This is a genomic window from Paenibacillus sp. MAEPY2, assembly GCF_000499205.1.
In the GTDB taxonomy this organism is placed as follows: domain Bacteria; phylum Bacillota; class Bacilli; order Paenibacillales; family Paenibacillaceae; genus Paenibacillus; species Paenibacillus vandeheii.
The window spans coordinates 81079-99853 of sequence record NZ_AWUK01000027.1; the positions used below are offsets into that span (position 1 = coordinate 81079).

The following is an 18775-nucleotide window of genomic DNA, read 5'->3' on the forward strand; positions in this document are numbered from 1 at the left end:
TTTGTCCTTCAGCTGGGGCGCTTCTTCTATGTCTGAACGGGTTTAGCAAAGAGCAAACAAAATTTGTGTATTGAGCAGGATACCTGGAGTCAGAAACGGATAGAAGTAACCGATGACAAAACCGAACAGATTAGTGGAAGGCCACATTAAGTAAACATCATTGTACGTAAATACAAGAGACCAGCGGTTGTAACAGAAATTTTGCAGTACACGATGCTCGGGATCACGAGGCGTTGCTACTCCGGTTTGGGCAAACTGCACGGCCTGGGTCAGATTCTGTGGTTGTTGCTGGATGAATAGCGGTAGAAGGCCGGGACTGCTTTTGATCAGGTTATATAGAAAGACCATCTCTGAAGGGGGCTGACCTACAGGGCGAGGATAGGCGCTAAGCAAGGTGGGCAGATTGCCCTGTGACAGCTGAGCAGGAACACCCGGCGTCGTCCCAGGTACGCCTCCAGGAAAGTAGGGAGGTTGACCGCCTGTGCCTCCGCCTGGAGTGTAAGGGGGGTAAGAACCCGGTCCTCCCGGAATACCTGGCACGGGCTGACCACCTGGAACGCCACCTGGAAACAAAGGTGGGAGCTGATAAGAGCGATCTTCTCCATAACCTGAATATGTGTTATATACGTAATCCATGTACGAACATCCTTCCTGTCGTCGTATTCTGGAATTAGCATATGGCGGCATTCGCCCAAATGTGAATCGTTCAAATGAATGCGCATTCGGCCTTATCGGACAAAAACTGCATTGACAACTACGTTGATAACAATTATCATTGTCAATGGAATTGGACAATAGTACATACAAGTATAATATGCATGAATAATGTATAAACGTCTAAGTCTGTCGTAACAACTCAATCCATTGAGGTGTTCATTTCGAAAGGGGATAGTCACGTGTTTAAACAAAATAAAAAAATGATCATGCTTCTGATCACGGTAATGGTCATGTCTATTTGGCTGGCAGCATGCGGATCGAAGCCAGCAGAGAACAATACTGCAGCGGAGACAGAGACACAGACAGAAGCTCCAGCAGAACGTACTCTGACAGATGCAATGGGCCACGAAGTGAAAATTCCGGCGAATCCCGAGCGTATTATCGCTTCCTATCTGGAAGACAACTTGGTTACACTTGGCGTTAAGCCAGTTGCCCAATGGTCTGTAGCCAACGGAATTCAGGAGTATTTGCAAAAGGATCTGGACGGTATTCCTACCATTGCCTTCGATCTTCCTTTTGAAGCGGTAGTAAGTTTCAACCCGGATCTGATTATTATCGGTTCGGAAAGTGTGGTTGAAGGTGAAAAATACGCGCAATACAGCAAAATTGCACCTACGTATGTACTTGGTGATGAGATCAATAACGACTGGCGTAAAGCGTTGCTGAAAATCGGTGAGATTTTGAATAAAGGTGATGAAGCACAAAAAGCGCTGGATGATTACGAAGTCAAAGCCAAAGAAATCAAAGAAAAACTGAACACAGTTACAGGTGGAACGAAATCTGCTGCAGCCATTTGGCTGGTGAGTGGCAAGTTCTTCATCGTAAGTGACAACGTATCGAGTGGAGAAGTAATGTACAAGGACCTTGGGCTTGCAGAGCCTGAAGTGGTGAAAGAAATCTCTGCCAATGCGACGGGTAACTGGTCTTCCATCTCGCTTGAAAAATTGGCGGAAATGGATGTTGACTACCTCTTCTTTGTGAACAGTGATGAAGGTACTGGCGCAGAAGCACTCAAAGATCCGGTTTGGCAGAGCATCCCTGCGGTGAAAAATGGTAACTTGTTCGAATTTACCCGTTCGAGTAGCTGGTTGTATAGCGGAGTTCAAGCAAACCTTCAAATTATGGAAGACATCCAAAACAGTATCGTAAAATAACAGATATCAAATACGAAGTCGAATGTTTATACTCCTTGGTGCGATGAGCACCAGGGAGTTTTTTTGTGATTTCAACATTTTAAGATATATAATATTAATGAAGAGAAGCTCTTGAGAGATGAGTATCGCTTCATGACAAGGAAGGGGACATTCTGAATGTTTACACTAGATCCACGCGAATTAACCGGAAGAGAAAACTATAAATTGATGAGCGGTTCGGTGGTACCACGCCCAATCGCATTTGTGACAACACTTTCTCAAGATGGCAGCGTCATTAATGCAGCGCCCTTCAGTTTCTTTAATGTAGTCAGCTCTGACCCGCCGCTATTATCCATTTCCATTGCTCGCAAGGAAGGGGTTATGAAAGATACGGCACGCAATGTGCTTGCCATGCAAGAACTGGTTGTACATATTTGCGATGAAGCAATCGCTCTGGATATGAACGAGACAGCAGCCATGCTGGAGCCCCACGAAAGTGAGCTGGAACGGACCAATCTGACGACTGTGCCAAGTAACGTAGTGTCCGTACCGGGGATACAGGAAGCGCTTGTTCGGATGGAGTGCACACTCTATCAGCATATTCCGATATCGAACGATGAGGGGAAACCCGTGAGTGATCTGCTTCTGGTTCGCATTGTACAGTATCATTTCAGTGAGAACGTGTATGATCCTGCCACCAAATATATATTAATGGACCAGCTGAAACCAATCAGCAGACTGGCAGGAAATGACTATGCCAAACTTGGCGAGAGATTTACAGTGGTCCGCCCGGAGTAGCATCGGTTCAGGCTGAACAGCCTGTAGATGGATAGGTCTATATAATAATCTTCGTCTAATAAGGCGGACAACTTATGTGTAATTCGCATATGTTGTCCGTCTTTGCTTGTTTCATGAACATAAAGGGGGCAAGCTCTGAATAGACTTGTACTATATCCTGCACATGTGACATGAACCTATTTTATATATAAGGGGGTTGGAGCCGATGAACCAACTTGATGGAACAGTAGCAGCAAGTATCATGGGAATAGGAACGGCATTGCCTAGTCACCGCATTGAGCAAAAGGATGTGTCTGCCCGGCTCGCACAAGCGCTGGAGCATGAGCCGGATTCCAGACGATGGGCTAAGCGAATATTCAACCAGTGCGGTGTCGAGACGCGTTATACATGTGAACCGAACCTGCTGGAGCCTGTAGAGTCTTGTCGTTATCTGCCCTTTACCCAGGCGGAGAACGTTCCGACTACAGCCGAACGTATGACTAAATATAAGACGGCTGCCGTTCCTCTTGGTTTCAAGGCAGCACGTCAGGCACTTGAGGATGCCGTCGTTTTAACTTCGGAGATTACACATCTCATTACCGTCAGTTGTACCGGACAGTTTCTGCCCGGTCTTGATGTTCGGCTGATTCAGCAGCTTGAACTATCGCCGCGTGTAAACCGGATTCCGCTTGTATTTCAGGGATGTGCCGCCGGTCTGAAAGCTATACAATTGGCGAATTCGATTGTGACGAGTGAAAAAGACGCAACGGTTCTTATTGTATGTGTGGAGCTGTGCACCCTTCATTTTCAGCCCTCTGCCAAGCGGGATGACCTGTTCGCAGCGTCCTTCTTTGGGGATGGGGCTTCGGCCTGTGTTGTCGGCCTGTCCGGAACAGGGCGCAAGGAACTGTTCCGACTGGGGGACGGACAATCCGTTTTGCTGCCAGACTGTTCGGAAGAGATGATCTGGGAAGTGGGCAATACCGGCTTCGATCTGTATCTCTCGCCACAGATTCCGAAGCTGCTCGGCTTGCATCTTGGTCCAGAAGTTGAACATTTGCTGAACGGCAGTGATCTACCTGAAATCTGGGCGATTCACCCCGGAGGCAGAGGCATCGTGGATGCGGTGCAGAAGCTTTACCAGCTCTCGGATGAACAGGTCGAATACAGCCGAAGCATTCTACGGGATTATGGAAATCTATCCTCCGTGACGATTCTATTTGTATTACAAGCTATCCGAGAGGATTATAGCATAAGGGAAGAGGCTTCCAGCGGAATTGCGCTTGCTTTTGGACCGGGACTCACAGCGGAATTGCTTCCTTTTACTTATGTTCCTGCATCCGTTGAAGTAAGAGAGCCCGTGAATCAAAGCGTGATCTGAAAAGAAACTGAATTACCAATCTGATATCAGAGGAGCTTGGGTATGGGTTATCGCAGCCTTGCTGTCCTCATTAGCCGATATCCGCGATTCATCATTCTCTGCTGGGTGTTTGTCATCGGGATGTCAGCCGTCTGGGCGTGGAGATTGCCCGGTAATGTTCAGGATCATGGATTGAACTTCAACCAGGGAGATGCTCATGCTGTAGAGCTTGTTCTTGAGAAAGAGTTCCATGTTCCTGCTGATCCGGTTATTCTTCTTTTTGAAAAAAAGACAGGCACTACCCTTGCCGAATTCCGAGGCTGGATTCAAGATCGACTGCAACAGGTTCGCACACTTTCAGGTGTAACGTCCATAATTTCTCCGCTTGAAGCACCTGGAAGCCAGATGCTGCGGGGGGATGTAGCCTACGCCTTGCTAGGGTTTGATGTACCCTCTCACAAGATGGGTCAACCCCTGGAACAGCTGCAATCCATACTTACAACAGACGATTTGGGAATGATCCGAATAACAGGGAAATCCGTTGTACAGCAGGATGTAAACCGTCTCAGTTTCCGCGATTTGGAACGGGCAGAGGTTGTGGGTCTGCCGCTTGCTCTCGTCATTTTGTGTTTTGCGTTCAGAGGGCTTTATGCGGCTCTCCTTGCTGTCATTATGGGGGTATCCGGTGTCATAACGGCAATGGGGGTCACTTCCCTCATGGGCTACCATCTGGCGCTCTCCAATTTTGTGATCAACGTGATTCCAATGGTGGGAATGGCCCTCAGCATCGACTTTGCCCTGATTATTCTCAGCAGATATAGGGAGGAACTTCAGCAAGGTCAGAATAGTGGAGAAGCGGGTGCAGGGGAAGAGAAAGTACTGCAGAGAACGCTGCGTACAGCGGGAAGAGCGGTATTCTTTTCTGCGGCATGTGTGCTGTTGGGACTGCTCGGTCTCTTATGGATTAGGCTGCCGATGTTCCTGAGTGTATCCCTGGGAGCCATAATTGTGCTCGTTATATCGGTCCTGCTGAATATAACACTACTGCCAGCGATTCTATCCCTTAATTCAGTGCACATCTTTAGACAAAGGTTCGGGTATTCCATTTTTTCAAAGCAGGTTAAGCACCAAAAAACGATGGAGTCACTTTCAATCTGGGCAGTCTGGTCAGGCATGATTATGAAACGCCCAGTTCGCATGGCACTGCTTGGAACGGGTGCACTGCTTCTTTTTGTTTTACCGGTTACCCGGCTAGAGCTGGCTATTCCAGATGCTTCATCCCTGCCTGCCAGGATGGAGTCTCGTCAGACGACGGAGCAGTTACAGCGCATTTTTGAACAAAAGAACGTCTCTGCTGTAGAAATTGTGATTGGTGGAACGGCAGAGCCGTTGAGTGCTTCCCACTGGCGGGTTGCGTTGAATAAAATGCAAGAGCTTCAGCAGGATTCGAATGTGATGAGTGTTGAATCCGCATGGGGAATCATGCTGCCGGACAAGTTCACCTCCCAAACCCAATTAACAATGAACATTTTATCGTCATCTCTGCCTGAAGCGCTGAACGAAACCCGATCTCAGCAGCCTTCATGGCTGCGTTTATATGTGTCTGACCATTCCATTCGTATGGTAGCTACCATACACGGAGCATCCGGCTCAGATGAGGCTGCTTCCTGGCTCGATCAGATGAGGGACAAGGACGCCGCTAACTCCATTTCCTCAATACCGCTGCGTTATGGCGGAGAGGCAGTCAAGCAGCGTGAAATCATGCAAGAAGTTTCAGGCCAACTGCCCAAAGTGCTGGTGTTTGTTATAGTAACGAATTATCTCGTATTGCTCGCAGCATTCCGGTCATTACTCATTCCCATCAAAGCCATTCTGATGAACCTGCTCAGCCTGGCTGCTTCATTCGGAGTCCTTGTACTGGTCTTCAATCAGGGACATTTGGGCATGGAGCCGTCTGCCATTGCGATCATGATTCCCGTTTTCATTGCTGGGCTCGTATTTGGTATCTCAATGGACTATGGCGTATTCATGCTGTCCCGCATCCAGGAGGTATACAGACGAACAGGGGATAGTGATCTGGCTGTACAGCAAGGACTCGCTTCAACCGGACGTCTGATTACATCGGCGGCGGCGATTCTGCTAGCAGTGACCGTGCCGTTTGCCTTTGCTGACGTGGCGGGTGTAAAACAGCTCGGGATCGGAATTACGGCAGCGGTATTCATTGATGTTACCCTTATCCGTTTGGTACTGGTACCTGCGCTCATGAAACTGATGGGCAGATGGAACTGGTGGCTACCTGGGTTCAGGGAATAAAAGGCCAGATCAAGAAGGATGTTCTCGGAGCCTGAAGTTCAGGTATGCGAGGATATCTTTTTTTCATCAAAATAGTGTGAATCAAGCCCAAAACAGGCAATAATGTTCAATTCGCGGGCTGTACGGTGATTTATAATAGACTGGACAAGTCCACCATAAATTTTTAAATACATCTATTTAAATTGAACAAAACATTTACTCGAGAACGGAGAGGACAGAAATAACCTGAAGAAGTTGAGCTAAATAATTTATATACTATTTGAATGGACAGGAGGGATGAACGGTATGTCGGATATTGAATCCTATTTGCAAAAACAAACAAGCCCGCGCGGACGGTCCGCTTATCAGGCAGGTCAGGCCCTTGACCCATGGCGCAGTCAGTTGCGCACACGGATTAAAGAGCGGCTGGGCGGTTTCCCAACCGTGGCTGCGGAGCTGAATCCCGTACTCCTGGAACGCACGGCATGTGACGGCTATATCCGGGAGCGGGTTGAGATTACAACCTATGCGGGGTTACGCATGCCCATCTACATGTTGATACCGAATGTGGTAAGCGCTACCAAAGAGCCGCGTCCAGCTCTTATAGCTTGTCATGGACACGGATATGGCAGCCGGGAGATCTCCGGCATGGAACCCGACGGTTCACCGCGTAGAGGAGAGCCCGGCCTGCATAAAGACTTCGCCGTCGCTCTTGTACAGCGTGGATATGTGGTTGCCGCTCCTGAATTGCTTGGATTTGGTGACCGAAGGCTGGAGGAGGATCGGGATGCACCACCAGGGGCAAGCTCCTGTACCAAAATTGCGGCCCATCTGCTCATGACAGGGCAGACCCTGGCCGGACATCGAATCTATGAGACGATGCGTGTGCTTGATTACATAACCACCCGTCCTGAAGCTTCCTCAGGGCGTATCGGCAGTATGGGCATCTCGGGTGGTGGACTCGTTACGGCATTCACTGCTGCGTTGGATGAACGGTGTCGTGCGGCTGTTGTGAGCGGTTACGCCAATACATTTCAGGGCAGCATACTGGACAGAAATCATTGCCTCGATAATTATATCCCAGGAATTTTGAGGGAAGCAGAGCTGCCGGATATCATCGGTCTGATTGCACCTAGGCCGCTGTTTATTGAAGCCGGAAGTGAAGATCAGGTATTTCCGCTGCCAACAGCAAAAGAAGCTTATGCCCGATTGACCAAAATCTATGAGCAGGCGGGCGCACAGAAATGGCTGGATGCAGACTTTTTTACAGGTGGACATGAAATTAGCGGAGCGAAAGCCTATGATTGGCTTGATTACGTTCTATAAGGAAATTATACAAATAGTACCCTGAGAGGAGTGTTGTTAGTCATGAAATGGTCAAAATCCGTGCGGTATTTGCTCTGTCTTACCCTGTTTGCTAGTCTGATTGGGGGTGCTCTGGCAGCTAATGGCGGACAGATCGCCGAAGCTGCAGCGAATGAGTACAAATTTGATTTTGGTGCCGGTGCAGTTGAGAACGGTTATACAGGTGTATTGGCAACGGATGCCTACACTTCAGCGAAAGGCTATGGATTCAATACACCTGCCAGTATGCGAAATGTAACTGCCTCCGGAACGGGCGCTGCAAGCGATGCCGTACAGTTTGTTACCTTTGGCACGAAGAGTACGAATACGTTTAATGTGGATCTGTCCAATGGCCTTTACGAGGTCAAAGTGGTTCTGGGCAATACAGCCAGATCGAGTGTGGCGGCAGAAGGTGTATATCAGATCATCAATATGACGGGTAACGGGGCGACCGATCAATTTCAAATTCCGGTGACGGACGGACAGTTAAATCTGTTGGTAACAGAAGGTAAGGAAGGCACGGCATTTACACTCAGCGCACTTGAAATCCGGAAAATATCGAGTCAGACGGTGACGAACCGTACGATCTATATTGGAGGCGATTCGACGGTCTGCAATTACTATCCGCTTAACAGCAGTGTGCAGGGTGGCTGGGGACAGCTGTTTCCTTCCTACGTGAATACCAGTACATTTCAGGTTCGGAATATGGCCTCAAGCGGTCAATTTGCAAGAGGCTTCCGCGATGATGGACAGATGGAAGCGATTCTGAAGTATATTAAGCCAGGAGATTACTTTATTTTGCAATTAGGGATTAATGATACGAATGCAAAGAATAATACAACGGAAGCGGAGTTCAAGGAGATCATGCGTGATATGGTTCGTCAGGCCAAAAATAAAGGAGCCACCGTAATTCTATCAACGCCTCAGGGTCGGGCAACTGATTTCAATTCAGCCAATGTGCATACTGCGGAGAATCGCTGGTACAATGCATCTACACGTACACTGGCTCAGGAAGAGGGTGTGGCACTTGTAGATCTGAACAAACTTAGTTCGGCCTATTTCACTTCCATTGGACCGGCTGCAACACTGGCCTTGTACATGCCAGGAGACACGCTGCATCCGAATCGGGATGGTGCTGCCCAGCTTGCACGAATCGTTGCTGCTGATCTGAGAAAACAGGGACTTGATGGATTTTGATTCGGTTAAAATATAGTTTACTTCCGCTGCCACGAAAATAGGTTGGACTGGACTAAGCTAGTCTCATAGACCCCAAATACCCCCGGGACGGCCACATCATGTGTGGCATGTCCCGGGGGTATTTGATTATAGACCAAGCGACTATTCCATCATGTCCTTGGCTTCATGGTTGACCTTTTTACCCTTCAAGAGCGGTTCAAGTTCATCCTGCACACTCTGTTCCCATAGGGGGACATCCGTTCGATAGGCAGCCCGTGCGTTCAGATGTCCGGCTACCGGTGCTGTGATAAAGACAAACACAATGCCAAGCAATACCCGGGCACTAATATAGTTGTCAAAATACCAGAAGAAAAGAAACGTTCCGCTCAGTACACAAAGTACGCCAAGTGTAGTGCTTTTGGTGGCGGCATGCGCCCGTAGATATACATCTGGCAGTCGGATCAGTCCGAACGCGCTAAATGCGCTTAGTAGGGCGCCCAGCAGGACAATGAGCCCAATGACAATTCCGGCGGTTCCATCAACGATCGCCTTCATTTTTGAACACCGCCCCCCGTTCAATGTATCGTGCAAATGCAACTGTGCTTAGAAAAGCGAGAATGCCAATTAACAGAATAATATCCAGATAAGCTTGGGTATGAAGCATCATGGATAATACCGCAACAATGGCAATGACATTAATACCGATGGTATCCAGTGCCGTAATCCGGTCGGCCATGGAGGGTCCTCGCAGCACCCGGTACAGACAACCCAGGATTGCCAGGGATAGAATAAGCAAGGATATGAACAAAATTGAGGATAACATTAACGTGTCACCTCCATAATGGCTTTTTCAAACGTATTTTTGATATCATCACTCATTTTCTGTTGATCTTTAATATCCAGCGCGTGAATATATAATTTACGTTGATTGCCCGAAATTTCAAGTGGAAGGGAACCTGGCGTTAGTGAAATGAGCAGGCACAGGAGTGTAACTTCCCAATCGGAGGATAGCTGTGTCTGATAGGTAAATATGCCTGGACGAATATCAAGCTTCGGCTTCACAATCTGGCGAATAACTTCAATACTGGCCCGTACCAGCTCCTTGAGCAGCAAGGCAATCAGCTTGATGATTGCCCAGACATGAACGATGTAGAAGCGTTGCGGAAAGAACCGCCGCATACCCCCAATCAACAGCAGACCCAGCAGATAACCCGTGAGAAAGCCAACGCCATTCCACGCATTATTCAGAAACATCCATACAAAAGCAATGATCAGATTCAGCACAATCTGAAAGGCCATACGCATCTACTCCTTCAATACTGCATCAATATAAATATTGGGATGCAGCAGAATGTCGCCTGCGCGGGAGGTCAGCTGGAACATGCCCTCAGCCCCCACACCCATCGCGATGATGAACACAAACAGAATTCCGGCAGGGATGAGCAGGCCGTTCACGGCATAAGGTCTTCTCACTGCACCTGCTGGCGGTTCACCCCAGAACGCCTGGATGAAGATACGCAGTACCGAGTATAACATCAGCAGGCTGGAAAGGACGGCAATGCCTGTCAGACCGTACAAGCCCGCCTGTAACCCGCCTTCGAACAGTAGCAATTTCCCAGGAAATCCACTGAAAGGCGGAATGCCAGCCAAGGCAAGTGCACTGATGAAGAACATCCAGCCAAGCAGTGGATAGCGATGGATCAGACCGCCCATATTGTCGAGCTTGGAAGTTCCTGCGACCGCGATCAGAGCACCCCCGAGCAGGAAGAGCAGTGTTTTGATCAGCATGTCATGCAGCATGTAGAAGAGAAGACCTTCCAGTGACGGACGACTCGCTGCCGCCATGCCGAAGGCCACAAATCCCACACCTGCGATAACATTGTAGATCAGAATCTTATTGACGTCACGATAGGACATAGCCCCGATTACCCCAAGTACCATGGTCGCTCCCGCCATCCAGCCGATAAGTGCATGGAAGAAATCCGGATCATGATAGAAAATGAGTGTGAATGTTCGCACAATAGCGTACAGGCCAACTTTGGTCAGCAATCCGGCGAATAGGGCGGTGACGACTGCCGGAGGGGCTGCATAAGAGCCGGATAACCAGAAGAAAAGGAACAATCCAGCCTTAATACTGAATACGATCAGGAAGAGGACGGCAATCAGCGTGATGACTCCACTCTGTCCGACCCCGGCGATCCGATTGGACAAGTCGGCCATGTTTAGTGTGCCGGTAACAGAGTAGAGAAAGCCAATAGAAGCTACAAATAACGCAGAAGAGACAATATTAATCAATACATACTTGATTGTTTCCCGTAATTGTCTCTCCGTACCTCCCAATACAATCAGTGCATATGAAGAGATGAGCATTAGTTCAAAGCATACAAACAGGTTAAACAGGTCTCCCGTTAGGAATGAACCGTTCACGCCTGCTATCAGAAAATGAAAGAACGGGTAAAAATGATGTTCTTCCCGTTCCTTATTCACGCTGCGGAAGGCATAGAGCAGACATGCGAACCCAATGATTGAAGCGGCAACGACGAGCAAGGCTGATACCATATCGGCAACAAGTACGATACCGTAGGGTGGTTCCCAGCCTCCCATATTCAGGGTTTGTATCCCGGACTGTGCCACTTGGGTAATGAGCACGGTTGAAGCGGCTGCCGTCATCAAAAGGCCAATAACACTTACAACCCGCTGGATATTTGTCCGTCGGAAGAACAGAAGGGCAATAACCCCGGTAATCAGTGGCAGCAGAATGGGCAGAACCACGAGATTATTCATAAGGACGCCCCCTTACTTCTTCCATATCGTCTGTCTTTAGCTTCAAATAGGAGCGATAGGAGAGTACAAAGAAAAAGGCGGTTAGTCCGAAATTAATGACGATGGATGTTAAAATCAGAGCCTGGGGGAGTGGATCGACGTATCGTTCAGCCTGCTCCCCGAGCAGCGGTGGTGCACCTGTTTTGAGACGTGACATCGTAATCAGCAGCAGATGCACCCCATGGGTTAGTATGGACATGCCGAGCACGATACGGAGCAGGCTCCGCGATAAGATTAAAAAGACGGCGACTGCGAACAGAATGCCAACGGCCACACACATCAATATTTCCATATCAGCGATCCTCCCCGATCTGTAGAATGATATTCATGGTGACTCCCAGGACGGCGAGATACACGCCGAGGTCAAACAGCATGGCGGTTGCAAGTTCCGTTTCTCCCAGTATTGGAAGATCGAAATAACCAAAGGTCTGACTCAGGAAGGGTACGCCGAACAAAAACGAGCCAGCTCCAGTCAATAACGCAATGCCCAAGCCAATGGCCGTCAAGGTGCGGAAATCGATAGGTAAAGCTTTGCGTACGGTATCCGTACTAAATGCCAGCGCTAGTAATACCAGCGCAGCAGCCGTCACCAGGCCGCCAATGAAGCCACCACCCGGGTTATGATGTCCGGCGAAGAACAGATGGAGCGCGAAGGTCAGAATGATAAAGACAACTACCTTGGTCGTCGTTTGCAGCAATACATCGTTGCTTTGAAGGGGTACGGTATCCCATGTTGATGAGCTGCGTTCACGATTGCCATACTTTTTCGTATTGTCTGCTTCGTCACCCGTCTCATTATCGGTTTCTTCAGTTTGTTCTTTCTTGCGGAATTTCAGTCTTGCGCCAAGGTCCCTCGCTTCGAGATTGAGATTAATCATGGAATAGATGGACAATGAAGCTACCCCAAGCACCATAATCTCCAGTAAGGTATCGAATCCTCGGAAGTCCACCAGCAGCACATTGACGACATTTTTGCCGCCAGCCAGATTGTAGCTCTCCTGAATGAAAAAGTCTGAAATGCTTTCCAGTGACGCAGTTCCGCTCGCTGCCAAGGCAACAAAGGTCATGACGATCCCAACAGCAATCGCAACGATCATATTCACACTAAGATAACGTCGGCTTGATTTGCCCCGTTGTAGCTCAGGCAGATGGTAGAAACAAAGCAGAAATAGTGCAACGGATACCGTCTCTACAATCATCTGGGTCAATGCGAGATCCGGTGCTCGGAACAGCACGAACAGCAAAGTGACGAGGTAACCAACCGCGCCTGTCATAATGACTGCGGATAGTCTGTTCTTGGCAAACGGGATTGAAACCGCAGCAGCAATTAATGCCAGCAGCAGTACTGCCTCATAGAAAGAGAAGGGGGCATTGCCCTTGAAGTTCCAGCTGATATTTTCCCCTGAGCGGAAAAAGGCATAAACCAGCAATGCAACGGTGAACGAGAAAATGTATACCAAATAATTACGAACCGAGCCGTTCATATAGGCTTCCGTCCATTTGCGTGCATAATGCTGAAGATTATCGAGCACGACATGGTACATATTGTTTATCGTTAAGCCTTGCGGATAGTGCTCATAAATCGTTCTCCAGCGGGGCAGCAGTTTGTACATGGTTATGCCGAGGGCAATTACACCGATAGTCATAATCAATTCAGGAGTAATGCCATGCCATAGGGAGAAATGAACATCAAAGTGCTCTTTTCCGTTCAGCAGAGATGGAAGTACTGCGGCCATCGCCGGTTCAATCAATGATTCAGCCAGCAGATTCGGGAATAGACCAAAGGTGATAACGAGTATTCCAAGAATAACTGGAGGAATCAGCATGCCGACAGGAGCTTCATGCTGCTTCTCAGCAGGAATCTCGCTGCGAGTTCGTCCAAGGAACGTTTTGAATACAATAATAAGCGCATAGATCAAAGTGAACACACTTGCGAGCCAGGCGAACACAGGCAAGAGTACGCTCCATGAACCGAGTCCAAAGATGCGGAGGTGTGTCACTTCCACCATGGCCTGGAAGAACAGCTCCTTGCTCAGAAATCCGTTGAACGGCGGAATTCCGGCCATGGCGAGTGCTCCGACGAGCGCTACCGTAAAGGTCACTGGCATAAACGAAGCAAGACCGCCGAGTTTCCTTATATCCCGGGTACCTGTTTCATGATCCACAATCCCAACGACCATGAACAGTGCCGCCTTGAAGGTAGCGTGGTTGAACAGATGAAGCAAGGCTGCCGTAATGGCAACCGTGTACATCGCGGAGGATTCGCCATATCCGAAATAGATGGCCGCTGAGCCAACGCCGAGCAGGGACATGATCAGACCAAGCTGTGAAATTGTAGAATAGGCCAGAATCGCTTTGAGATCATTTTTTTTCACGGCGAGGAAAGATCCATAACACAGGGTGAGCAGTCCAACGCCGGTGACAAGCCAGAACCACAACCCCTGTCCACCGAAAATCGGTGTAAACCGGGCGACAACATACAGTCCCGCCTTAACCATCGTAGCCGAATGCAGATAGGCGCTGACGGGAGTTGGAGCTTCCATGGCGTCTGGCAGCCAGATGTGGAACGGGAATTGTGCGGATTTCGTAAACGCCCCGACCAGAATCAGCACAAGAGCTGGCAAGAATAGTGAACTATCCTGTATCTGCCCCCACTCTGTAATGGTTGCCCGGATGCTGAACGTGCCAGTCATGAGATACATCAACATGAAACCGGCGAGCATGGCGAATCCGCCAAATACGGTAATAAGGAACGATTTTTGTGCACCTGAGGTGGATGCTTCGCGTTTGTAATGAAATGCGATCAGGAGAAAGGACGTAATACTGGTCAACTCCCAGAATCCGTACAACACAATCATATTATCTGACAGCACCACACCAAGCATGGCTCCCATAAACATCAGCAGGTACAGATAGAAGCGGTTCAAGGCTTCTTTAGTGTCCATGTAGAAGATAGAATACAGGACCACCAGAGTTCCTATTCCGGTGATTAACAGTGTCAGCAGCAAACTTAGACCATCCAGATATAGATTGAATCCAATGTCCAGTGACGGAATCCAGGGTATATACCCGGATACCATATTTCGCTGGGACACGGCGGGTAAGAGACTCGCAAAATAAACAAATAATAGGGCCGGGACAAGTAAAACCAGCCATCCCATATGTATTTTACGGAAGAAACGATGCAGCATGGCAAGTACAACACCAGCGGCAAAAGGCAGAATTACAGCAACATGAAGCAGGCTCAACATTACACCCCCAATGACTGAATTTCGAATGCTCTTCGTTGTGACAAACAGTGCTCGCTTGGCTCATACGAGCATGCTTGCTCTCTATATTCATAACCCAAGTATGTATATACAGAATCGTGACTATTCTTTGAATGGAAGAATCACGGTGCGAATATCCATCCAACATTGTATGGACATGTATAATAAAAAAAGACGTGATTTCCGATAAAGATGAAAACGTATAGGTGACATCCGGTTGTTCTTTACAGCATGGCTAATGTTGAAAAAGCAAGATGTATTCACCGTTTATTGGAGGAAGTTATGTCATTCAAGCTTAAAACGGTTCTCACGATGACCTTCGCTGTGTTATCCTTGCTGGTTACACTCACGATCGGTTATATTCTCAGTCAAAAATCATCCATTGCTATTGAGACGGAAATTGGTCATTCCCTAACCAGCACGGCTTCTCAGACTTCAGACAAGCTGGATCGCTTCATGTGGTCGCGTTCAGGCGAGCTGGATCTTCTGGGCCGAATGATTGCCCTCGAAGACCGTTTCCAGCCTGCCGAAGTGCAGCTGCTGCTCAATCAGCTTCAAGATAGCTTTCCCACATTCTCATGGGTTGGATTCATGAATCCGAAAGGAAATGTGCTGGCATCCACAGACGGCATATTGCGCGGGGACAATTTATCGGAACGGCCCGTGTATCAGGAGGGAATCAAGGGTAAGTTTATTGGAGATGTCCATGATGCCGTCCTTCTGGCGAAGCTGCTTCCCAACCCAACCGGTGAACCGTTGCAATTTGTCGATATCAGCTTTCCGGTGAAATATAAGAACGGAGAGATTGCTGGCGTACTTGCCGCACATTTGAGCTGGGCCTGGGCGAAGGAGATGGAGGTTAGTGTCCTGGAACCGCTGAAACATGAGGAAAAGGACATCGAGATGTTTATCGTGAGTCAAAAGGAAAATACGGTGCTGCTGGGTCCAAAAGAATGGATTGGTCGTCCTTTGAAGCTATCGGGTATTGAAGGGGCGAGACTGAATAAAAGCATCTGGTCCATAGAACAGTGGCCGGATGGGAAAGAATATGTTACAGGGTTTGCGACCAGTCAGGGGCATCTGGACTATCCCGGCCTTGGATGGACGGTGGTTATTCGTCAGCTCAAGTCAACGGCGTTTTCTTCCGTGACCGACATGCTCTGGTTTAATGTGTGGGCAGGACTCTTGGTTACGGTGCTGTTTGCACTGATTGGCTGGCTGATCTCCCGCCAGATCTCGGCTCCCATTGCACGGCTGACTCAAGTAGCGAATCGACTGGGTGCTGGAGAGCAAGTACAGATTCCGGAAAATCGAGGCTTTAGGGAGATCGAAGTGTTGACGCGTTCGTTGGGAGATATGCTGACTTCGCTAACGAATAAAGATTCGGAACTGGTTATCATGCAGAATCTGGCGCATTATGACCAATTGACCGGACTGCCGAACCGGACAGCACTCGAACTCTATTTGGAAAAATCATTGGAGATGGAAAGTGAACATCACACGTTAACGTTCCTTTATCTGGATCTGGATGGATTCAAGAGCGTGAATGATACCCTTGGACATCAGACCGGGGACATTCTGCTGCAAAAAGTGGCTCAGCGTTTAGCCAGTCTTAGCCAGGACAAGGGGATCACGGTAAGGCTCGGCGGAGATGAGTTCCTTATTGTTCTCCGCACTGTGGGAGTTAATCCAAGAGAAGAAGCACGCATCTATGCTGAAGATATCATACAGAACCTGAATAAGCCTTTTATTATCGAATATGAGCGGATTCATATTGGATGCAGCATTGGAGGCGCCGAATATCCTGCAAACAGTGGCAATCCGAGTGAAATTATTCGCATGGCAGATGAGGCGCTGTATGAATCCAAGCGTGCGGGCAAAAATAGAATGACATTCTATCCTGAATTGAAGAACACACCTAACGGATAATATACTATAGAGTATAAGGTAACTGATCAGTAGACAGGCAAGGAGCGATGAGATGTCCGGAAAATATACCAATGTACCCTATGGCTATGAACCGCCCCCAGCTGCCCGGAAAGGCACCCTGATTTTTTATGATTCATTTGAGCACGTAACGGATGAACAGCTTGAACGGGCCGCTGCTATTGCGGACACACGTGCTTTTGTGCAACTTGTGCTTTATCCCCTGCATGAGAATACGATGAAGCGAATGAGCAAGGAGGGAGTGCAGCCCTTTTACAAAAGGGAAGACCGCCTTCATGACTGGAGAAGGGAGCATGCATCCTCCCGCGTACGGGTCGAGGGCTGGGAAGGCAAGCGTAAGAAGTATACGCCGATCGAAGCAGCTCTGCGCCATATGGCAGAAGAATACCCCGCTCCTCATTTCCTGTATCTCACGGTGGAGATGGCAAATCAGTTCGCATCCTTTGACTCGTTCAAAGATTGGATTAAGGAAGTACGTCTGATTATTGATGGAGAGCCCGCTAAGCTCCACCCGAAGCTGGAGCAAAATACACATCGCTGGGAATGGGTAGAGTAAACCTAAAGGCTTTATAAAGACTAATAAAGAAAAGTTGTGCTGTTACACCGGCGTTCGGTGAGCAGCACAACTTTTTTAATTTTTTTCTTAAACGATTATAGACGATTCGAGGGATGTTATCGTTTTATTTTTCCCTGTCCGTTTGGCGGTGTACAGGCACGCGTCCACTTCTTCAAACAATTTGTCCTTGGACAGATTAGGGCTATAGCTTTGGAGTCCGACACTTACCGTAATATAAGCTCCTTCCAGCTCCGGATGAACAAGACGGGCGATTTTCTTACGGATCTGCTCCACCAATGCATATGCCTGCTCAAAAGACTGTTCGAACATCAGCAGTGCGAATTCCTCGCCGCCATAACGCGCAGCAATATCGCTTGATGTGACGTTCTCCTGAATGACCAGAGATACTCTCTCCAGAATGACGTCTCCAACCCGATGACCATATGTATCATTAATGGACTTGAAATTGTCAATATCAATCAATGCCAAATGAAGACTCATGCCATTCTTGGCATACTCAAACGCTTTTTCATAGTAGTCCTTAAAGGAGCTTTGATTATACAGATTGGTTAACCCGTCTGTCTTGGACTGCTTGCTCATAATTGCGTTTCGTACAATCAGATCCTGCTTGGCAAGCATACTGGCCTGAAGATCATCCAGTACCTCGACCCCGCTAATAACAATGAGTTGCGCAACATATGTACCTACAATGAGGAAAGCCGGAATGGAAACCATATCAAACGAAGACAAGTACAGCCGATAGGCCGGGTCGAAGAGTACGATGACATAGCCAATCATCTGCATGAGGCATACCGCCCATACCCTTTTTTTGTTGAAGAACAGAACCGAAGCAAAGATTGGCAAAAGACATATGGCCAGTATAATGCGAATATCGTAATTGACATGAATGGTGGTCCAGGCAATCACTGTGCTCGCCATGGACATGGAGTAGAAGGAAAACGAACTGAACCGGCGTTCCACCCAACTGGCGACCAGAATGGCTAAAGCGCTGGCTGATGTAGGCCAAACTAAAACATGGATTATGAAATCTTCCGGAGTTCGATCATAATCCAGAAACAGAAAGCAGCCGATTTGAATGACAACATGCGTTAGAACGACGATCCAGTAAGCACGAAGCATTTTTTTAATCCATTTGGAATGCTTGAATTCGTACTCTGTTGGGATATGGCTGTTATGCGTATGGAAACTCTTCAATATATCACCGCTGACTGCATCATAATGATACGACAGACGCTGCTCTCGTATTTTTTAATTATAAAACACATTGCACGAAACGCAAATTATTTAATTTGTTATATGAAAACAAAGCTTACATAAGTGCAAAGTACATAAAGTTCTTTTATGGGACAAACAAAAGTCC

General features: G+C 48.1%; 16 protein-coding genes. 8 read left to right on the forward strand and 8 right to left on the reverse strand.

Annotated elements, in window-relative coordinates:
• Window positions 1–42 precede the first annotated feature (42 nt).
• Window positions 43–636, reverse strand: a complete 594-nt coding sequence (locus P364_RS36280; RefSeq protein WP_024631868.1) for a hypothetical protein — start codon at window positions 634–636, stop codon at window positions 43–45.
• A gap of 260 nt (window positions 637–896) precedes the next feature.
• On the opposite strand from P364_RS36280, the gene P364_RS0120085 reads away from it, so the two are divergent.
• The 6 genes from P364_RS0120085 to P364_RS0120110 all read left to right on the forward strand — a co-directional run bounded on the left by P364_RS0120085 (window position 897) and on the right by P364_RS0120110 (window position 8820).
• Window positions 897–1871: an iron-hydroxamate ABC transporter substrate-binding protein gene (locus tag P364_RS0120085; protein WP_024631869.1), complete on the forward strand. Its 975-nt coding sequence runs from the start codon at window positions 897–899 to the stop codon at window positions 1869–1871.
• Window positions 1872–2027: 156 nt separating this feature from the next.
• A complete protein-coding gene (locus P364_RS0120090; RefSeq protein ID WP_024631870.1) occupies window positions 2028–2648 on the forward strand; it encodes a flavin reductase family protein in 621 nt (206 codons plus the stop codon).
• Between the two features lie 205 nt (window positions 2649–2853).
• Entirely contained in the window at window positions 2854–4008 is a 1155-nt protein-coding gene (locus P364_RS0120095) for a type III polyketide synthase (RefSeq protein ID WP_024631871.1), read from the forward strand.
• Window positions 4009–4050: 42 nt separating this feature from the next.
• A complete protein-coding gene (locus P364_RS0120100) occupies window positions 4051–6300 on the forward strand; it encodes an MMPL family transporter (protein ID WP_024631872.1) in 2250 nt (749 codons plus the stop codon).
• Between the two features lie 285 nt (window positions 6301–6585).
• Window positions 6586–7605, forward strand: coding sequence for an alpha/beta hydrolase family protein (locus P364_RS0120105; RefSeq protein ID WP_024631873.1), 1020 nt, complete (start codon window positions 6586–6588; stop codon window positions 7603–7605).
• Window positions 7606–7647: 42 nt separating this feature from the next.
• Window positions 7648–8820 (forward strand): rhamnogalacturonan acetylesterase, encoded by a 1173-nt coding sequence (locus P364_RS0120110; RefSeq protein WP_024631874.1) that lies wholly within the window; start codon window positions 7648–7650, stop codon window positions 8818–8820.
• Between the two features lie 141 nt (window positions 8821–8961).
• Here P364_RS0120110 and mnhG read toward each other — a convergent pair whose 3' ends face one another.
• From mnhG to P364_RS0120140, 6 genes are read right to left on the reverse strand one after another with little or no spacing between them, the layout of a single operon-like run.
• Window positions 8962–9354 carry a monovalent cation/H(+) antiporter subunit G gene (mnhG, locus tag P364_RS0120115; RefSeq protein ID WP_024631875.1) on the reverse strand — a complete coding sequence of 131 codons (393 nt, stop codon included), beginning with the start codon at window positions 9352–9354 and terminating at the stop codon, window positions 8962–8964.
• Complete coding sequence (locus tag P364_RS0120120; protein ID WP_024631876.1) at window positions 9338–9622, reverse strand: Na(+)/H(+) antiporter subunit F1; 285 nt, start codon at window positions 9620–9622, stop codon at window positions 9338–9340. The genes mnhG and P364_RS0120120 overlap by 17 nt, the downstream gene beginning before the upstream one ends.
• A complete protein-coding gene (locus tag P364_RS0120125) occupies window positions 9622–10098 on the reverse strand; it encodes a Na+/H+ antiporter subunit E (protein WP_024631877.1) in 477 nt (158 codons plus the stop codon). The genes P364_RS0120120 and P364_RS0120125 overlap by 1 nt, the downstream gene beginning before the upstream one ends.
• A gap of 6 nt (window positions 10099–10104) precedes the next feature.
• Window positions 10105–11583: a Na+/H+ antiporter subunit D gene (locus P364_RS0120130; protein WP_024631878.1), complete on the reverse strand. Its 1479-nt coding sequence runs from the start codon at window positions 11581–11583 to the stop codon at window positions 10105–10107.
• Window positions 11576–11914: a Na(+)/H(+) antiporter subunit C gene (locus P364_RS0120135; protein WP_024631879.1), complete on the reverse strand. Its 339-nt coding sequence runs from the start codon at window positions 11912–11914 to the stop codon at window positions 11576–11578. Before P364_RS0120135 ends, P364_RS0120130 begins: the two co-directional genes overlap by 8 nt.
• A 1-nt stretch (window position 11915) precedes the next feature.
• Window positions 11916–14870: a Na+/H+ antiporter subunit A gene (locus P364_RS0120140; RefSeq protein WP_024631880.1), complete on the reverse strand. Its 2955-nt coding sequence runs from the start codon at window positions 14868–14870 to the stop codon at window positions 11916–11918.
• A 303-nt stretch (window positions 14871–15173) separates the two neighbouring features.
• On the opposite strand from P364_RS0120140, the gene P364_RS0120145 reads away from it, so the two are divergent.
• Complete coding sequence (locus P364_RS0120145; protein WP_024631881.1) at window positions 15174–16820, forward strand: sensor domain-containing diguanylate cyclase; 1647 nt, start codon at window positions 15174–15176, stop codon at window positions 16818–16820.
• A gap of 52 nt (window positions 16821–16872) precedes the next feature.
• On the forward strand, window positions 16873–17394 hold the full coding sequence (locus tag P364_RS0120150; protein ID WP_024631882.1) for a hypothetical protein: 522 nt from the start codon (window positions 16873–16875) through the stop codon (window positions 17392–17394).
• 87 nt (window positions 17395–17481) lie between these two features.
• Here the strand turns inward: P364_RS0120150 and P364_RS0120155 are convergent, their stop codons facing one another.
• Window positions 17482–18609 (reverse strand): GGDEF domain-containing protein, encoded by a 1128-nt coding sequence (locus P364_RS0120155; protein WP_024631883.1) that lies wholly within the window; start codon window positions 18607–18609, stop codon window positions 17482–17484.
• Window positions 18610–18775: the final 166 nt, after the last annotated feature.

What these genes read in the sequence shown, in the direction of transcription:
- P364_RS36280 (WP_024631868.1), bottom strand. Translation starts at nt 636, where the DNA reads ATGGATTACGTATATAACACATATTCAGGTTATGGAGAAGATCGCTCT.
- P364_RS0120090 (WP_024631870.1), top strand. Translation starts at nt 2,028, where the DNA reads ATGTTTACACTAGATCCACGCGAATTAACCGGAAGAGAAAACTATAAA.
- P364_RS0120095 (WP_024631871.1), top strand. Translation starts at nt 2,854, where the DNA reads ATGAACCAACTTGATGGAACAGTAGCAGCAAGTATCATGGGAATAGGA.
- P364_RS0120100 (WP_024631872.1), top strand. Translation starts at nt 4,051, where the DNA reads ATGGGTTATCGCAGCCTTGCTGTCCTCATTAGCCGATATCCGCGATTC.
- P364_RS0120105 (WP_024631873.1), top strand. Translation starts at nt 6,586, where the DNA reads ATGTCGGATATTGAATCCTATTTGCAAAAACAAACAAGCCCGCGCGGA.
- P364_RS0120110 (WP_024631874.1), top strand. Translation starts at nt 7,648, where the DNA reads ATGAAATGGTCAAAATCCGTGCGGTATTTGCTCTGTCTTACCCTGTTT.
- mnhG (WP_024631875.1), bottom strand. Translation starts at nt 9,354, where the DNA reads ATGAAGGCGATCGTTGATGGAACCGCCGGAATTGTCATTGGGCTCATT.
- P364_RS0120120 (WP_024631876.1), bottom strand. Translation starts at nt 9,622, where the DNA reads ATGTTATCCTCAATTTTGTTCATATCCTTGCTTATTCTATCCCTGGCA.
- P364_RS0120125 (WP_024631877.1), bottom strand. Translation starts at nt 10,098, where the DNA reads ATGGCCTTTCAGATTGTGCTGAATCTGATCATTGCTTTTGTATGGATG.
- P364_RS0120130 (WP_024631878.1), bottom strand. Translation starts at nt 11,583, where the DNA reads ATGAATAATCTCGTGGTTCTGCCCATTCTGCTGCCACTGATTACCGGG.
- P364_RS0120135 (WP_024631879.1), bottom strand. Translation starts at nt 11,914, where the DNA reads ATGGAAATATTGATGTGTGTGGCCGTTGGCATTCTGTTCGCAGTCGCC.
- P364_RS0120145 (WP_024631881.1), top strand. Translation starts at nt 15,174, where the DNA reads ATGTCATTCAAGCTTAAAACGGTTCTCACGATGACCTTCGCTGTGTTA.
- P364_RS0120150 (WP_024631882.1), top strand. Translation starts at nt 16,873, where the DNA reads ATGTCCGGAAAATATACCAATGTACCCTATGGCTATGAACCGCCCCCA.